This window comes from Streptococcus nasisuis, assembly GCF_040836615.1.
GTDB lineage: Bacteria > Bacillota > Bacilli > Lactobacillales > Streptococcaceae > Streptococcus > Streptococcus suis_V.
The window spans coordinates 2,380,176-2,395,205 of the sequence record NZ_CP162268.1 but is presented as its reverse complement, the minus strand read 5'-3'; the positions used below and the strand labels follow the sequence as shown (position 1 = coordinate 2,395,205).

Sequence of the window (15,030 nt, the reverse complement as noted above, 5' to 3'; positions counted from 1 at the left end):
ACTTCTGTAATAGAGGTGGAGCGAAGGGCTGAATATTTCAACAGTCAGGGGAGTGACTGTTGAAAGTTTGACATTGAAAATAAAGGCTGTCAAACCGAAGTATACCTACTTCACTTGTGTCTGTAAAACTAGCGGTCTGATAGAACTGGGTGCGGTCACGTATTGACTAGAGGAAAGTTCACCAATATAAGACGTCCCTCAGACACCGAAACAAGAAAGGAATACGCACATGTCACAGTTACTAGATAATATCCTATCTCGGTCCAATATGCTTGAAGCCTACAATCAAGTTAGAGCCAATAAAGGTTCAGCAGGAATTGACGGCGTAACTATTGACGAAATAGATGACTATCTCCGCAAACACTGGCGTTCAACTAAAGAACTCATAAAGCAGAGGAAGTACAAACCTCAGCCAGTCTTACGAGTTGAAATTCCCAAACCTAACGGCGGAGACCGTCAGTTAGGTATCCCAACGGTCATGGATAGAATGATACAACAAGCTATTGTCCAAGTCATTAGTCCTATTTGTGAGCCCTATTTCTCTGAGAGGAGTTACGGATTCAGACCCAATCGGTCATGCGAACAAGCTATTATCCAGTTATTAGAATACCTTAATGACGGTTATGAGTGGATAGTAGACATAGACCTGGAGAAGTTCTTTGATACCGTTCCTCAAGATAGACTGATGTCGCTTGTTCATAACATTATCCAAGATGGAGATACAGAATCTTTAATTCGTAAGTACCTTCATTCCGGTGTAGTCATCAACGGACAACGGTATAAAACACTAGTTGGAACTCCACAGGAGGAAACCTATCACCGCTCCTGTCCAATATCATGCTTAATGAGCTAGATAAAGAGTTGGAAAATCGTGGACTTCGCTTCGTTCGCTACGCAGATGACTGCGTCATCACAGTCGGTAGTGATGCGGCGGCTAAACGTGTGATGCATTCAATTTGTCGTTATATTGAAAAACGATTAGGTTTGAAAGTCAACATGACCAAGACCAAGATTGTGAGACCGAGCAAATTAAAGTACCTAGGATTTGGGTTCTGGAAATCATCTGAGGGCTGGAAAAGTCGTCCGCATCAGGATAGCGTACAGAGTTTCAAGAGAAAACTCAAGAAACTAACGGCCCGTAAGTGGAGTATTGACTTAGACAGCCGAATTGAGCGACTAAACTGGGTCATCCGAGGTTGGATAAACTACTTTTCTATGACGAACATGAAATCAGTCATGGAAAGCATTGATGAACGACTAAGAACTCGAATAAGAGTTATTATCTGGAAACAATGGAAGAAGAAATCTAGGCGATTATGGGGACTTCTCAAATTAGGAGTACCGAAGTGGATAGCGGATAAAGTATCTGGCTGGGGAGACCATTATCAATTAGTGGCTCAGAGGTCTGTACTGAAACGTGCCATATCAAAACCAGTCCTCGCTAAACGTGGACTGGTTTCTTGCCTAGATTATTATCTAAAACGACATGCGTTAAAAGTTAGTTGAACCGCCGTGTGCCGAACGGCACGCACGGTGGTGTGAGAGGGACTAGAAATTAGTCCCTACTCGATTGTTTATCGAAGCTTTTCGCAAACTTATAGCAAAATGGAATTAGAAACAGGACACGTCTAAGTTTATACATTTGAAAATTCTACTATCTAAAAATGCGAAGTAGTGGTGCTCTATCTGCATATGCGTCGCCTAGTCTGATTTTGAATTTCATTGAGTACTAATTGCCTGTCAATGTTCGCTTTATGAAAAAATTTGTTAGATAGGCTATAATATGTCTAGTAGGAAGGAGCAGAAAGGAGTGTTCATGTTAATTTTTCCTCTAATCAATGATTTATCTAGAAAAATTATTCATGTAGACATGGATGCTTTTTTTGCTGCTATTGAGGTGCGGGACAATCCCAGTCTCAAGGGAAAGCCTGTTATTATTGGAGCGGACCCTAGGCTGTCTGGCGGAAGAGGCGTTGTGTCGACCTGTAATTATGAGGCGCGTGCCTTTGGAATTCATTCGGCCATGTCTTCCAAAGAAGCCTATGAACGTTGTCCGCAGGCTATTTTCATTTCAGGAAACTATGACAAATACCAGGAGGTCGGTCTCCAGGTCCGCGAAATTTTCCACCGCTATACGGATTTAGTCGAGCCCATGTCCATCGATGAGGCCTATCTGGATGTGACAGAAAATAAGCTGGGCATCACTTCGGCTATCAAGATTGCCAAACTCATCCAGTACGATATCTGGAAGGAGCTACACCTGACGGCATCAGCTGGCGTCTCCTATAATAAATTTCTGGCTAAAATCGCCTCGGACATGGAAAAGCCGCATGGACTGACCCTGATTAAGCCGGAGGATGCGGTGCCGGTTTTGGCCAGTCTCCCTGTCGAGAAATTTCACGGAGTTGGTAAGAAGACCGTCGAAAAACTGCATCAGATGGGAGTCTATACTGGGGCAGATTTGTTAGATGTATCGGAGATGACTTTGATTGACACTTTCGGTCGTTTCGGTTTTGATCTCTACCGCAAGGCCAGGGGTATTTCCAATTCACCCGTAAAAACCAATCGCATCCGCAAGTCTATCGGTAAGGAGCGGACCTACCGCAAGTTGCTCTATCGCGAAGAGGATGCTCTGCAAGAGTTGGGCAAGCTCTGTCAGAAGGTGGCGGTTAGTCTGACCAAGCACCAGAAAAAAGGACGGACCATTGTCCTCAAAATCCGCTACGGAGATTTTTCGACCCTGACCAAGCGCCATAGTTTTTCGGAGGCGACTGACCAAGCCGATAGGATTGAGAAGGAAGTCCGCCAAATCTTTGAAGAAGTCGGCCAGCCAGAAAAGGGCATTCGTTTGCTGGGTGTGACCGTTACCAATTTCAAATAGGGAAATCAGAAAATTTCTGGTTTCTTTTTATAATTTTTTCAACCATATATCAATATATCTGTTATAATAATCATAGAACATCACATAAAAAAAGGAGATTGCTATGATTCATCTTGTCTGTCCCAACCCTGCTCTTGACCGAACCCTCTTGGTTGAGGCTATTGAGAAAAATATTCCCCTACGTCCCTTTGAAGTCCGGGATTATCCAGGTGGCAAGAGTTTCAATGTGGCCTATGCCCTCAAGGAAAACGGCCAGACAGACTATGTTATCCATACTATTTTAGGTGGAGCGATTGGTCGCTACATCGAGGAGCTCAATGCTGACAAGGGCAATGCCCTCAAGGTGGTTCAGTCTGGGCAAAACACCCGCACCTGCAATATCTACGTTGAAACATCGACAGGGGATGTGGTTCTCTTCTATGAAAAAGGCCTGGAATTGACTGCAGAACTCCTGGATCAATTTACTAAGCAAATCGAGGAAAGCCTGCAACCAGGTGATACCTTGGTCTTTTCAGGCAGTCTGATGAAGGGGATGCCGGATGATTATATCCAGCAGTTTATTGAAAAATTCCCTGCGGTCCGCACCATTGTGGATACCAGTGGTGCAGCCCTTCGTGCCGCTTACGAGGCTCGTCCAGCCCTGATTAAAATTAACAATGAGGAGCTCAAGGACATCTATCCAGAGTTGGATGAACATGACCCAGAAGATGTACTGCGCATCCTCAAAGAAGTGACTCCTCACGAAAATCTTATCGTGACCCTGGGCAGCAAGGGAAGTCTAGCCAAAATTGGTCAACGCTTTTTCCGTATCCAATCCCCTAAGAAAGAGGCTAAAAATCCAATTGCAGCTGGGGATTTCTATCTGGGTCTCCTTGTAAAGGGGATCAGCCAAAACCAAGAGCCAGAAATCTTCCTCAAGGAGGCTGCTGCCTATGCAACTGCCAACTGCCTCAATTATTTCCCAGAAGTTGCGCCAGAGCAATTTGCAGAAATCTTAGCAGAAGTTCGATTTGAAGAATTAGTCTAGTCATTCCTTATCGCATCCTCGGAAACGGGGATATTTTGCTTTATGTTAAAAATTTTCAAAAAAAAATAAAATTTCTTATATCAGCTCTTTTCCAATGATAAATGCTTGTTTTGACCAAGTAAATCAGCTATACTAGTAGAGTTATGACAAGAGAGAATGAGCAAAGAAAATCTCGGCGACAGGTTTGGACCAAGCCTGCCAAGAGAAAATATCCCCGAAGAGTTCCATCTAAGAGAAATCGTGGTCATATTCATCAGCGTTTTCCGAGAACAGTTGCGCTAGATCAGTCTAGAGAGAAGCGGATTGTACCAGGAAGACTTGCAGAAAAGCGTCTTCTTCCAACCACAGACAGGATTAAGGGAGTTGTCAAACCGACTGTGGATAAATTTCTTTCATTTTGGAAATTGCCAAAAAGAAGTAAAAAACGTGGGTCGCGGCATGGTAAAAAGCAGGTTTGGACAGACCATATTCCTATCGTTCTAGGTTTACTAGTCCTCCTTACGCTTGTTATGGTTGCCCTTTTCAATCTGGATTCGACCAAGAAAGGGATAGGCAAAGCCGATTCTTCCAACCAAGCAGCGGCGAGTGGATCGAAGGAAACAGAAACCAAAAAAGAAGTGGTCAAGCCTGTTCATAAGTCTCAGGAGGCCAAAGACTTGGTCATGCAGGAAGATTTGGCTTACATGAACAGTCTCTATCTCTATTATGATTATCCTAATCTGAGTTTAGAAGATACGGTTAAGGCCTATCTCTTGGAGCAGGGATTGGACCCATCACAGGTGGCCTTTACCTATAAGAATCTCAAAACCAATGAAGTCTTCTCCATGAACGATACCCAGCCTATGACAGCTGGCTCAACCTATAAGTTACCCCTCAATATGTTGGTGGTAGATGCGGTGGAAAAAGGTGAAGTTTCAGCGACAGAGGCTTACGATATTACCGGCACAACTTATGAATACAAGCCTGAGCATGACGCCTATGTTGCCAATTATAATGGGATGATGACGATCGCAGATATGCAATACGGCTCCATTGTAGTATCTGAAAATACTCCAGCCTATGCCTTGGCGGAGCGCATCGGTGGTATGGACAAGGCCTACACCATGTTTGGCCGCTATGGTAAATCGAAAAATCCTGACTTGCCAACTATTTCTGCTAATGGCAATCAGACGACAACGAGCTACTATTCGCAGGTCTTGGATTACCTTTATCAGCGTCAGGACAAATACGCAGACCTGATGAAGTACCTAGATGATGCCTTTCCGGGAACTTGGTTTGAAGAGTATGTTCACGGGGTGACCATCTACCAAAAATCCGGCTATGTCCGTGAAGCCCTCAATCTGGATGCCATTGTCATGGAGGAAACACCTTACAGCATTGCCCTTTATACAGCTCATTTTGGTGGTGCATCTGAGGACGATACCGAAATCGATCCTATGGGTTACAATCAAGTGGTCGCCCTCGCCTACGTCATCAACGAGTGGCACAGGGTCAATATGAATCCGGCCAAAGAAGTCCCGGCGCCAGAGGCAACAGAAACTTCCGAAGAAGCAAGCAATGGAAACTAGGTTTAGGCCTAGTTTTTTGATAGAAAAAAGCTCGACGGTTGTCGTCGAGCTAGGTTGATGATATTACTGGGTCTTGTCAAGGGTTACCATAGACTGAAAAGGTGCTGTCAAATCAATAGTTGTTTGAGAGGCATCTATTGCAACACCTTGCATAATAACCTTGTATTGTCCATTTTCTAGAATGAAGCCTGGCAAGAGTTGAAATCCAGCACCACCAATGCCTGTTACACCAGGAAGTAAAGCTACTCCGTCTCCTGTAGACTTGCGAACTAGGTAATGGTTTGGTTTAGGTGAAATCAAGTCTGTAATGACAGCAGTCCGGTGTTGAACATTCCAGTCGGTTACTTCCTCATCTTCGCTTTGACGGAAGTCCTGAGTAACAGTGAAAGTCCCATCAGCTGCGACGGTCACCTCGACCATACGTGCTTGTGGACTAGTGCCTGTCCAAGTACCGACAAGTTCTGTCGGAAGAGCCACTGATGGCAAGGCCAATAGCTGGTCTCCTGTCATAGTTGTTGAGCTAGGCTGGCTAGCAGTTTCTTCTTGCTTGGTCTGGCTTGAAGATGAGCTACTTTCTGCTTGAGACGAAGTAGTTGTTGCAGCATTAGATTCGGTTGCTTGGCTAGAGCTTGTATCAGTTTCTTTCTTAGTGGAATTGTCTGTAGCTTTTTTACTAGAGCTGGTTTGTTCTGTTTTCTCACTGGTCTTAATGGATGTAGCTGGGGTAGTTTCTTTTCCACAGGCTGTTAATAAAATAGCTGCAGATAAGAGTAGAATACCGTTTGTTATTTTCTTTTTCATATAAAAATCCTCCTGTTTGATTTTAGTATAGCAAAACAGAAGGATGGTGTCAACACGATTTTGTAACATTTGTAATATTTTTGTAACAAAAGTCGGTTTATTTGAAAAATAGAACAATATCTTCATCGGTCAGGCCAATCATGGGGTCGATGGTGAGGATATTTTTTTCGGTCAGAATGTAGCTAGTGGGCTGGATGGGGGTGTTTTCCACAGGTTCTTGGTCCAGTAGGGAAAGTTGGCTGGGTCCAGATACAGTTTTTTCCACAGGCACTTTGGTTGGTGCGGGCTGTTCAGACGAGATAGACTGGGCAGATTTTGTAGGCTGATTTGGTGAAATCTGCTCTGGCCGCTCTGCCCTTTCTTCAAGATCCCCTTGGAAACGGGGAACCAGATAGGTTTTGCGCAGGGTACCGGCATTCTTGACCGCGTAGTCAAAGGCGGAGATTTCACCCAGCAGGATGAGCTTGCTCTTAGAGCGGGTGATGGCCGTGTAGACCAGATTGCGCTGAAGCATGCGGTGGCTGGTGCGGGTGATGGGCAGAATGACCACCTGAAACTCACTCCCCTGAGATTTGTGGATGGACATGGCATAGGCAAGAGTGATTTTGTACCACTCATTGCGGGGGTAGGTCACTTCGCTACCGTCAAAATTGATGGAAATCTCGTCCTGCTTGCTGTCGGTATACTTGGCAGGCAGGAGGTCGGTGATGTAGCCCAAGTCGCCATTAAAAACATTGCTCTCAGCGTCGTTGACCAAGTGAATGACCCGGTCGCCTTGACGGAAAAGTTGGTCGTTGTGGGCAAATTCCAATTGACCCTCGCTTTTTGGGTTGAGCAGGTTTTGGGTCATGATATTGAGCTGGTCAATACCTGCTGCTCCTCGGTACATGGGTGCCAAAATTTGCACTTCCTGACTTGGGATGCCCGACTTGATGGCGGCACCGATAATGCGTTCAATCAGGGAAGGGATTTGTTCGTTTTGCACCTCGAAATAAGACCGGTCTGCCTTTTTCTCACGGAAATCAGCTGGAAGGCTGCCTTGCCGAATTTGACTGGCAAGTGTGACAATGGTCGAGTCGTCGGACTGGCGGTAGATTTTCTCCAGCGTTAGGCTGGGCAATTTTTTTATCTTGAGCAGGTCGGCCAGGACCTGACCGGGGCTGACCGATGGCAATTGCTCCGCATCTCCGACAATGAGGACCTGCGTCTGAGAGGAAATATTCTGGAAGAGCTGGTTGGCCAACCAAGTATCGACCATAGAAAATTCATCGATGATGATAAATTCCGCATCCAGATAATCATCGCGGTAGGATTCTTCTTGACCTTCAACCAAGCCCAGATGGCGGTGGATGGTCGCAGCCGGCAGGCCGGTCAATTCATTCATCCGACGGGCGGCTCGGCCGGTTGGAGCGGCTAAGAGGACAGGACATTCGTCACGGCTTTTTGTCAAATCAATCTTGTGCAAGATAGCGTAGACCGCGATGATACCGTTGATGACTGTGGTCTTACCTGTGCCGGGTCCGCCAGTTAGGATAAAGAGCGGATTGGTAATAGCTCGGACAATAGCCTCTTTCTGAATAGCATCGTAGGTCAGTGATGACATGCTTTCCAGCTCTGCAATAGCAGTCTCGACGTCCTTGCGTGGGAAGGGCTTGAAACCATTTTTGCCCATGAGGCGGCTGAGGTTCTTGTGAATGCCTTCCTCAGCAAAGTAGAGACTGTTGTCAAAAATTTTGGTGCCTGCCTGCTGGACCTTGCCGTCATTGATGAGACCGGTCAATTCCTGCGCTACGGCAGCCGGGTCCAACTCGACATGGCGGGATTTTTCCAGCACGTCAATGCTGGCCTCTAGCAAATCACGCGCCTCGACATAAGTGTCGCCCGTCTCCATAGAGCGCTGGAGCAGGCAATAGAGCATGCCGGCTCGGAAACGCTGTGGTGAGTCGCTCTCGATGCCCAGATTTTCAGCGATTTTATCGGCAATGGTAAAGCCCATTCCTTGGACATCTTCGACCAGTTGATAGGGATTTTCTTCAATAATCTGAAGTGTTTTTTCCTTATACTGGTCTTGGATTTGAAAGGCGAGTTTGTTGGGAATGCCGTATTCGGCTAGTTTGGACAAAATCATCTCTGTGCCGTAGTTGAGGCGGAGTTTTTCCACAAAAGCCTGCCGATTTTTGCTGGACAATCCTGTAATCTGGGTCAATTTTTCAGGTTCGGCTAGGATTTTATCAATGGTATCCTCGCCGTAGAGCTGGACTATTTTCTCAGCCGTCTTGCGGCCGATACCCTTGAAATGGTCGCTGGAAAAATACTTGACCAGTCCAGAAGCAGTTGGTCTACTGCGTTCGTAGCGGGAGATTTGCAGCTGCTGACCGTATTTGGGATGGGTAACCAAGTTGCCGTAAAAGCGGTAATCTTCGCCTTCAATAACGTCTGCGATGGTGCCGGTCACGATAATTTCGTAGTCGTCATAATCCGCATTGGTCTCCTCGATTTCCAAGAGCAGGATTTTATAAAAATTGCTGGGATTTTCAAAAATAATCCGGTCGATAGTTCCGGTGAAAGATACTTCTTGCATGATTTTTCCTTATCAAAAGGGAGTGGGACAGCTGTCTCACTCCTAATTAGTTTATTTTACGGTACCAATGCGGTTGAGGGGCCACATGCGGAAAACGACTTCTCCCTTGATATTGGCCTTGGTGAATGGACCAACATTACGGCTATCTAGAGAAACCAGGCGGTCGTCTCCCATGAGGAAGTAGTGTCCTTCGGGTACGACATAAGACAGGCTTGGGTAGCCATTGGCATCCAGTGTGAAGGCAGTAGAAGCTGCCGCACGGTTTTGGAAGCTCTTATTATAGGAGTAGATGGACTGGAGTTTATCCTCTTTAAAGGCTGCCAGGTACTCTGCTAAATAAGGCTCATCCACCACCTCTTCATTGATATAGAGAACATCATTCTCAAAGCGGATGGAGTCACCAGGCATACCGATAACCCGCTTGACAATCAGCTTCTCCTTGCCTTGCGAGTCCACTTCGCTGGCCACGACAATGTCAAAACGGTCAATGGTCGTCGTGCGCGCCATGATCAAGCGCTCCTTGTCATGAAGGGTTGGATCCATAGAATGTCCATCGACAGAAACAGGCTGCCAGATAAAGAGCCGTGAGAGCAAGAATCCGATAATAATCAGAGAGAAGATGCCCCACTCAGCTAGGAAGCGAGCAAGGGAATTTTTTTTAGTTGAACGCATGTGGTTTCCTCTTATTTCAATAATTTTTCTGCTTTTTGTGTGTTGGCAAAGTGGAGTTTGACGGCCTGGCTGAGCCCCGCCATTCCGTATCTCTGCAAAATCTTGGCTGCGACCTGGTCGGACTTGCTACCGGCACCGGATGGCAGATTCATGCCTAGTTGCTCCCCTAGTTGAGCCAAATTTTCCAAGAACATGGCGCGTGCGATAATGGATGATACGGCGACGGCCAGGTATTTGCCCTCAGCCTTTTCTTCCAAGGTGACAGGGTTGGCAAAGTGATTGGCCTCTTTTTTGAGATATTTCTGGTAATTTTGGCTAGATGTAAAAGCGTCAATGACGATTTTCTCCGGCTGTACCCCTTTTTGGAGTAGCAGGTAGATGGCCTGATTGTGGAGTGCCACCTTGACTGATACGGCATTGTAGCCTTGCTCGATGACCTCGTTGTATTTTTTCGGGGACAATAGCAGAGCTTGGTGGGGGATTTTCTCTTTTAGGAGAGGGGCGATTTGGCAGATTTTTTGGTCTGTCATTTTTTTAGAGTCATCAACGCCCTGCAACTTGAGAAAGGCATGGTCAGCAGGTGTGACGTAGCTAGCCACGACAGCCAGACCGCCAAAATAAGACCCGTTACCCACCTCGTCCGTCCCAATCATGGGCAGGTTCTGCCCGGAGATGGTCTGATCAGTCTGAGCCTGCTCATAGCCCCAACGACTGGCTTCCTGCTCTGCCATTTCTCCTTGGAAAACGACTTTTCCAGAAGTGTAGATGGAAAGGCTGGCGCCAGGAAGTTTGAAAAATGCTTCGATGTAAGGATTTTTACTGGCCTGCTGGTAGCGGGCGTAGTGGTGGAGCATCTGTGCCTTATCTGAGGCAGTCACTTTAAGTACAGCGGTCGTCATGTTCTTATTGTATCATAAATGCGACTTGGAGTGTGTGGAAAAGAGTAGAATCTACTATAATAGTTTTAGAACCTATATGCACAGTAAGAAACTTGACTGTGCATAGGAAAGTGAGGTTAAGATGGAAAATCAAGTTCAATATAAGTGGGCAACTCTGGGAACGGGTGTTATCGCCAATGAATTGGCCCAAGCTCTACAAGCAATGGGAGGGAATATCTACTCCGTTGCCAATCGTACCTATGAAAAAGGGGTCGATTTTGCAAAAAAATATGGCATAGAGAAGGTCTATGAGGACATTGATCAGGTGTTTGAGGATCCTGAGGTGGACATTATCTATATTTCTACCCCCCACAACACCCATATCAATTACCTGCGTAAGGCCTTGGCTGGGGGTAAGCATGTTCTCTGTGAAAAGTCCATCACGCTAAATAAGGATGAGTTGGCAGAAGCGATTAACCTTGCGGAGAAACACCATGTTATCCTAGCGGAGGCCATGACTATTTTCCACATGCCTATCTATCGTCAATTGAATGAAGTCATCGCATCTGGCAAGCTTGGGTCGCTCAAGATGATCCAGATGAATTTTGGTTCCTATAAAGAATACGACATGACCAACCGCTTTTTCAATAAGAACTTAGCTGGAGGTGCCCTTTTGGACATCGGTGTCTATGCCCTGTCCTTTGTTCGCTGGTTCATGACTGAAAAACCAAATCAAGTCGCTTCGCAGGTCAAATTGGCTCCAACGGGTGTCGATGAACAGGTCGGTATTCTCCTGTCCAATGATGCGGGTGAGATGGCTACGATTGCCCTCAGTCTCCATGCCAAACAGCCTAAGCGTGGGACCATTGCCTATGATAAGGGCTATATCGAACTCTATGAATACCCTCGCGGGCAGAAGGCGGTTATTACCTATACAGAGGATGGTCGGCAGGAAATGATTGAGGCTGGTGACACTGCTAAAGCTCTTTCTTATGAAGTAGCCGACATGGAGCGCGCCGTCTCTGGTCTCGAAAATAAGATGTATCTGGCCTACACGACCGATGTCATGGACATCATGACTCAACTGCGTGAGGAGTGGGGCTTGGTGTATCCGGAGGAGATGTAGTTAGTCTAGGTTTTGAGAGGTTGGAGAAGTCCAACCTTTTTTCTTTATGACAGGAGATAGTCAGTCTTGGTGCCACATATCAGGTCACTATGACAATCTTGTGACAAATATAATGCTCAAGTGACAATCAATTTGGTTTGTTTACAGCTTGTTTAAAAGCCTGGGAAAGGCTTGTTTTGCAAAAAAAATTCCGCTATCATAGGTCTATCTCAAAAGAAAGAAGGAATGTTTTGTGAAACGTAAACAGACAAACAAACCGATTTATATGAAAAGAAAGAGAAAAAGTTCTGTACTGAAAGAGAATAAGAAAATGTTCTACGCATCCTCTGTAGCCTTGTCACTCTTGTCAACTGGCCTGGCAGCTCCGACAATTTCCGCCTTGGAATGGACACCACGCAATGTCTCTGAGATTAGCACTGAATTGGTCAATCAAGGGGGCCAACTCACTTACACCATCAAGTATGGCGATACCTTGAGTGCCATTGCTGATGCCATGAATCTGGATATGGAAATCCTAGCCAAGGTCAATCAAATTACAGATGTCAACCTGATTTTCCCAGATACGGTATTGACCACGACAGTTGACCAAAATAACCAAGTGACCCAAATCGAAATTGAAGCACCTGCCCAGACAGCCAATCAAGAGCCTGTTCAAGCGACGGTGGATTTGCAGACAAACCAGGCGACCATCGACGATACAGTTGTTCATCTCGACGAGGTAGAAGTCCCTGCCGATATTCCAGCCGAGGTAGCTACAGTAGAAGTGCCCCAAGTTTCTATACCCGAAACAACAGAAGCGGTGGCAGCTCCAGCAGCAGAACAGGTTGCTCCAGTTGAAGCACCAGTGGCAGAGCCAGTAGCTGAAACTCCAGTAGTGGAGTCAGCAAGTGAGTCTGTTGTAGCAGCAGAGCCGGTGGTAGAGACTCCAGTGGTTGAAACAGCAGCACCAGTTGCTACGGTAGTTTATGACAATAGTGGTCTCCAGCCCCAGGTTGCAGCCTTCAAGGAAGATGTTGCCAATGCTTTTGGTATCACATCATTCTCTGGTTTCCGTCCGGGTGACCCTCAGGACCACGGCAAGGGATTGGCTATTGATTTCATGGTGCCAGTGAGCTCAGCCCTCGGTGACCAGGTTGCTGACTATGCCATTGCCAATATTGGTGCAAAGAATATCTCGTACATCATTTGGAAACAGCGTTTCTACTCTCCATACCCAAGCATTTACGGTCCCGCCTATACTTGGAACTTGATGCCAGACCGTGGAAGTGTAACAGAAAACCACTATGACCATGTCCACGTGTCATTTAATCCATAGTATGTAAAAACCAAACTCATTTACGAGTTTGGTTTTTAAAGGTATTCGTGCGATACAAGTAAAAGCTATTTATCTCCAAAACTTGTCATAGCCCTTCTTCTCGTCCATGTTAAAGGCGATGATAGTGCGGAGCAGGTCCCAGTTGACCTCTTGGTCTTCCTTAATTTTGAAGAGGTTGGAAGTCGCCTCGTAGCCCGCCTCCTTGATGTCCTGGGCAAAGGTTTCCATAGTAACCGTTTCAGGTGCGATGGAAATATGGGCCTTGGCAGTGGAGAAGCCGATAATAAAGGTTCCGTCCATGATAAACATGGGCTGATTCCGTTTGATTTCTGTGGTTAGACTTGGAAATTCCTGCTGGATTTGATTGAAAATGCCTTCTAGTTTGTCCTTCAGGACAGGATTCTTGACCTTGTTCAAAAATTCTTGGAGCATGATGTTTCCTTTTCTTTTTTATTTCATTGTATCACAAAAGAGGAGCGGGCTCCTCTTTTCTTGATTATTTCACTATAATCGCCAAAGCTTGATACGGCTTAAGGGTAATTTTCTTACCGAGTTTACTTTCAGGGTAATTGCTTATCAGGACTTGTCCCTGAGCATATTCATCAGTAAGATCTAGATTAACTTCTTCTGCAAAGAAATTGTTGAGGACCAAGAGTTTTTGACCGTCGTGGAGACGCTCAAAGGCGTAAACCTTGTCGCTGTCCTTGTAGGCAGCCTTGTAATCCCCTTCAGACACGATTGGTAATTCCTTACGAAGTCGAATCAAGTCCTGGTAGAAGGTGAAGATTGGGCCTGTTTTTTCGGTCTCAACGTTTATGGTCTTGTACGATTTACCAGCTTTTAGCCAAGGAGTACCTGTTGAGAAACCGGCATTTTCAGAAGCATCCCACTGCATGGGTGTGCGGGAATTGTCACGCGACTTGGCTTGGATAATCTTGAAGGCCACATCAGGTGTATTTCCCTGTTCCAAGAGCATGTCGTAGGCATTAAGGCTCTCGACATCGACATAATCATCCATACTATCGTAGTCTGGGTCAATCATGCCGATTTCTTCTCCCATGTAAATGTAAGGTGTACCACGAGACAGGTGGATAGAGGCCGCCAGCATGGTCGCCCCTTCATTGCGGAAGTTTTTAATGTCCACAAAGCGGTTGAGGGCGCGTGGCTGGTCGTGGTTGTTGTAGAAGAGGGCATTCCAGCCATTTCCGACGGACATTTCTTCACCCCAAGTGTGGAAGAGGTGTTTGAGTTCTTCAAAGTCAAAGTCCATGATGGTCCATTTTTGTCCATCCTTGTAATCCACCTTGAGGTGGTGGAAATTAAAGGCCATGGACAATTCTTCACGTTCAGGAGCTGTGTAGAGAATGCAGTTTTCAATGGTGGTGGCAGACATTTCGCCAACGGTCATAAAACCTTCTTCCCTTCCAAAGGTGGCATTGTTCATCATGCGGAGGTAGTCGTGGGTGATAGGGCGGTCGGTATAGGCAGGTTTGCCGTCGTTAAACGGGCAGTCAACCAAAACCTCGTCCTTACCAATCAAGTTAATCACGTCAAAGCGGAAACCCTTGACGCCCTTGTCTTTCCAGAAGTTGACAACCTTGAAGAGTTCCTCGCGGACATGGGGATTGCGCCAGTTGAGGTCGGCCTGGGTCACGTCAAAAAGGTGGAGATAGTATTTGCCTGTGTCGCCAAAGGGAGCCCAGGCGTTGCCGCCAAATTTAGATACCCAGTCAGTTGGCTCATCGCGCAGGATAAAGAAATCTTGGTAGAATTCGTCACCTGCCAATGCCTTTTGGAACCATTCGTGGTCAGTCGAGCAATGGTTGAGCACCATGTCCAGCATAAATTCAATGCCGTAGCTCTTTCCGACAGCGACCATTTCCTCAAAATCAGCCATGGTTCCGAAGTCAGGATTGACAGCTGTATAATCAGAAATATCGTAACCGTTGTCCCGTTGCGGACTTGGGTAGAAAGGATTGAGCCAGATCATGTCAATGCCCAATTCTCTCAGATAAGGAAGTTTTTCGATGATGCCTCGCAAATCTCCCACACCAGAACCAGTCGTGTCCTTGTAGGATTTAGGGTAGATTTGGTAGACGACCTTGCGTTTGTCAATTGTCATTTGTATCTTCTTTCTAAATTGTGCTGTCAATAACATAGGAGGAGCAGGTAGACCTGCCT

Annotated in this window: 11 protein-coding genes and 1 pseudogene; 6 read left to right on the top strand and 6 right to left on the bottom strand. The window is 46.1% G+C overall.

The window, feature by feature from the left end; translation table 11 throughout:
- Window positions 1-229: 229 nt before the first annotated feature.
- The 4 genes and pseudogenes from ltrA (at window position 230) to AB1F57_RS12090 (ending at window position 5,476) form a co-directional block, all read left to right on the top strand.
- Window positions 230-1,506, top strand: a pseudogene (ltrA, locus tag AB1F57_RS12105) (group II intron reverse transcriptase/maturase).
- A 310-nt stretch (window positions 1,507-1,816) separates the two neighbouring features.
- Window positions 1,817-2,881, top strand: a complete 1,065-nt coding sequence (gene dinB / locus AB1F57_RS12100; protein WP_367985795.1) for a DNA polymerase IV — start codon at window positions 1,817-1,819, stop codon at window positions 2,879-2,881.
- Between the two features lie 103 nt (window positions 2,882-2,984).
- On the top strand, window positions 2,985-3,908 hold the full coding sequence (locus tag AB1F57_RS12095) for a PfkB family carbohydrate kinase (protein ID WP_167785132.1): 924 nt from the start codon (window positions 2,985-2,987) through the stop codon (window positions 3,906-3,908).
- A 143-nt stretch (window positions 3,909-4,051) separates the two neighbouring features.
- A complete protein-coding gene (locus AB1F57_RS12090; RefSeq protein ID WP_367985794.1) occupies window positions 4,052-5,476 on the top strand; it encodes a serine hydrolase in 1,425 nt (474 codons plus the stop codon).
- A 63-nt stretch (window positions 5,477-5,539) separates the two neighbouring features.
- Here AB1F57_RS12090 and AB1F57_RS12085 read toward each other — a convergent pair whose 3' ends face one another.
- From AB1F57_RS12085 to rnhC, 4 genes are all read right to left on the bottom strand, one after another.
- Window positions 5,540-6,277 (bottom strand): hypothetical protein, encoded by a 738-nt coding sequence (locus AB1F57_RS12085; protein WP_105137043.1) that lies wholly within the window; start codon window positions 6,275-6,277, stop codon window positions 5,540-5,542.
- Between the two features lie 97 nt (window positions 6,278-6,374).
- On the bottom strand, window positions 6,375-8,858 hold the full coding sequence (locus AB1F57_RS12080) for an ATP-dependent RecD-like DNA helicase (RefSeq protein ID WP_367985793.1): 2,484 nt from the start codon (window positions 8,856-8,858) through the stop codon (window positions 6,375-6,377).
- Between the two features lie 51 nt (window positions 8,859-8,909).
- On the bottom strand, window positions 8,910-9,530 hold the full coding sequence (gene lepB / locus AB1F57_RS12075; RefSeq protein WP_367985792.1) for a signal peptidase I: 621 nt from the start codon (window positions 9,528-9,530) through the stop codon (window positions 8,910-8,912).
- An 11-nt stretch (window positions 9,531-9,541) separates the two neighbouring features.
- On the bottom strand, window positions 9,542-10,429 hold the full coding sequence (gene rnhC, locus AB1F57_RS12070) for a ribonuclease HIII (RefSeq protein WP_367985791.1): 888 nt from the start codon (window positions 10,427-10,429) through the stop codon (window positions 9,542-9,544).
- A gap of 121 nt (window positions 10,430-10,550) precedes the next feature.
- On the opposite strand from rnhC, the gene AB1F57_RS12065 reads away from it, so the two are divergent.
- Window positions 10,551-11,534, top strand: a complete 984-nt coding sequence (locus tag AB1F57_RS12065) for a Gfo/Idh/MocA family protein (RefSeq protein ID WP_367985790.1) — start codon at window positions 10,551-10,553, stop codon at window positions 11,532-11,534.
- A 232-nt stretch (window positions 11,535-11,766) separates the two neighbouring features.
- Complete coding sequence (locus AB1F57_RS12060) at window positions 11,767-12,849, top strand: LysM peptidoglycan-binding domain-containing protein (RefSeq protein ID WP_367985789.1); 1,083 nt, start codon at window positions 11,767-11,769, stop codon at window positions 12,847-12,849.
- A gap of 69 nt (window positions 12,850-12,918) precedes the next feature.
- On the opposite strand, the gene AB1F57_RS12055 is transcribed toward AB1F57_RS12060, so the two are convergent.
- Together AB1F57_RS12055 and treC are read right to left on the bottom strand one after the other, a co-directional pair.
- The gene (locus AB1F57_RS12055) at window positions 12,919-13,281 is read right to left on the bottom strand and encodes an iron chaperone (protein ID WP_367985788.1); all 363 of its coding nucleotides are present in this window, start codon (window positions 13,279-13,281) and stop codon (window positions 12,919-12,921) included.
- Window positions 13,282-13,345: 64 nt separating this feature from the next.
- A complete protein-coding gene (gene treC / locus AB1F57_RS12050) occupies window positions 13,346-14,971 on the bottom strand; it encodes an alpha,alpha-phosphotrehalase (RefSeq protein ID WP_167785138.1) in 1,626 nt (541 codons plus the stop codon).
- Window positions 14,972-15,030 lie beyond the last annotated feature (59 nt).

Coding starts and splice junctions, on each gene's coding strand:
- dinB (WP_367985795.1), top strand. CDS start 1,817: ATGTTAATTTTTCCTCTAATCAATGATTTATCTAGAAAAATTATTCAT.
- AB1F57_RS12095 (WP_167785132.1), top strand. CDS start 2,985: ATGATTCATCTTGTCTGTCCCAACCCTGCTCTTGACCGAACCCTCTTG.
- AB1F57_RS12090 (WP_367985794.1), top strand. CDS start 4,052: ATGACAAGAGAGAATGAGCAAAGAAAATCTCGGCGACAGGTTTGGACC.
- AB1F57_RS12085 (WP_105137043.1), bottom strand. CDS start 6,277: ATGAAAAAGAAAATAACAAACGGTATTCTACTCTTATCTGCAGCTATT.
- AB1F57_RS12080 (WP_367985793.1), bottom strand. CDS start 8,858: ATGCAAGAAGTATCTTTCACCGGAACTATCGACCGGATTATTTTTGAA.
- lepB (WP_367985792.1), bottom strand. CDS start 9,530: ATGCGTTCAACTAAAAAAAATTCCCTTGCTCGCTTCCTAGCTGAGTGG.
- rnhC (WP_367985791.1), bottom strand. CDS start 10,429: ATGACGACCGCTGTACTTAAAGTGACTGCCTCAGATAAGGCACAGATG.
- AB1F57_RS12065 (WP_367985790.1), top strand. CDS start 10,551: ATGGAAAATCAAGTTCAATATAAGTGGGCAACTCTGGGAACGGGTGTT.
- AB1F57_RS12055 (WP_367985788.1), bottom strand. CDS start 13,281: ATGCTCCAAGAATTTTTGAACAAGGTCAAGAATCCTGTCCTGAAGGAC.
- treC (WP_167785138.1), bottom strand. CDS start 14,971: ATGACAATTGACAAACGCAAGGTCGTCTACCAAATCTACCCTAAATCC.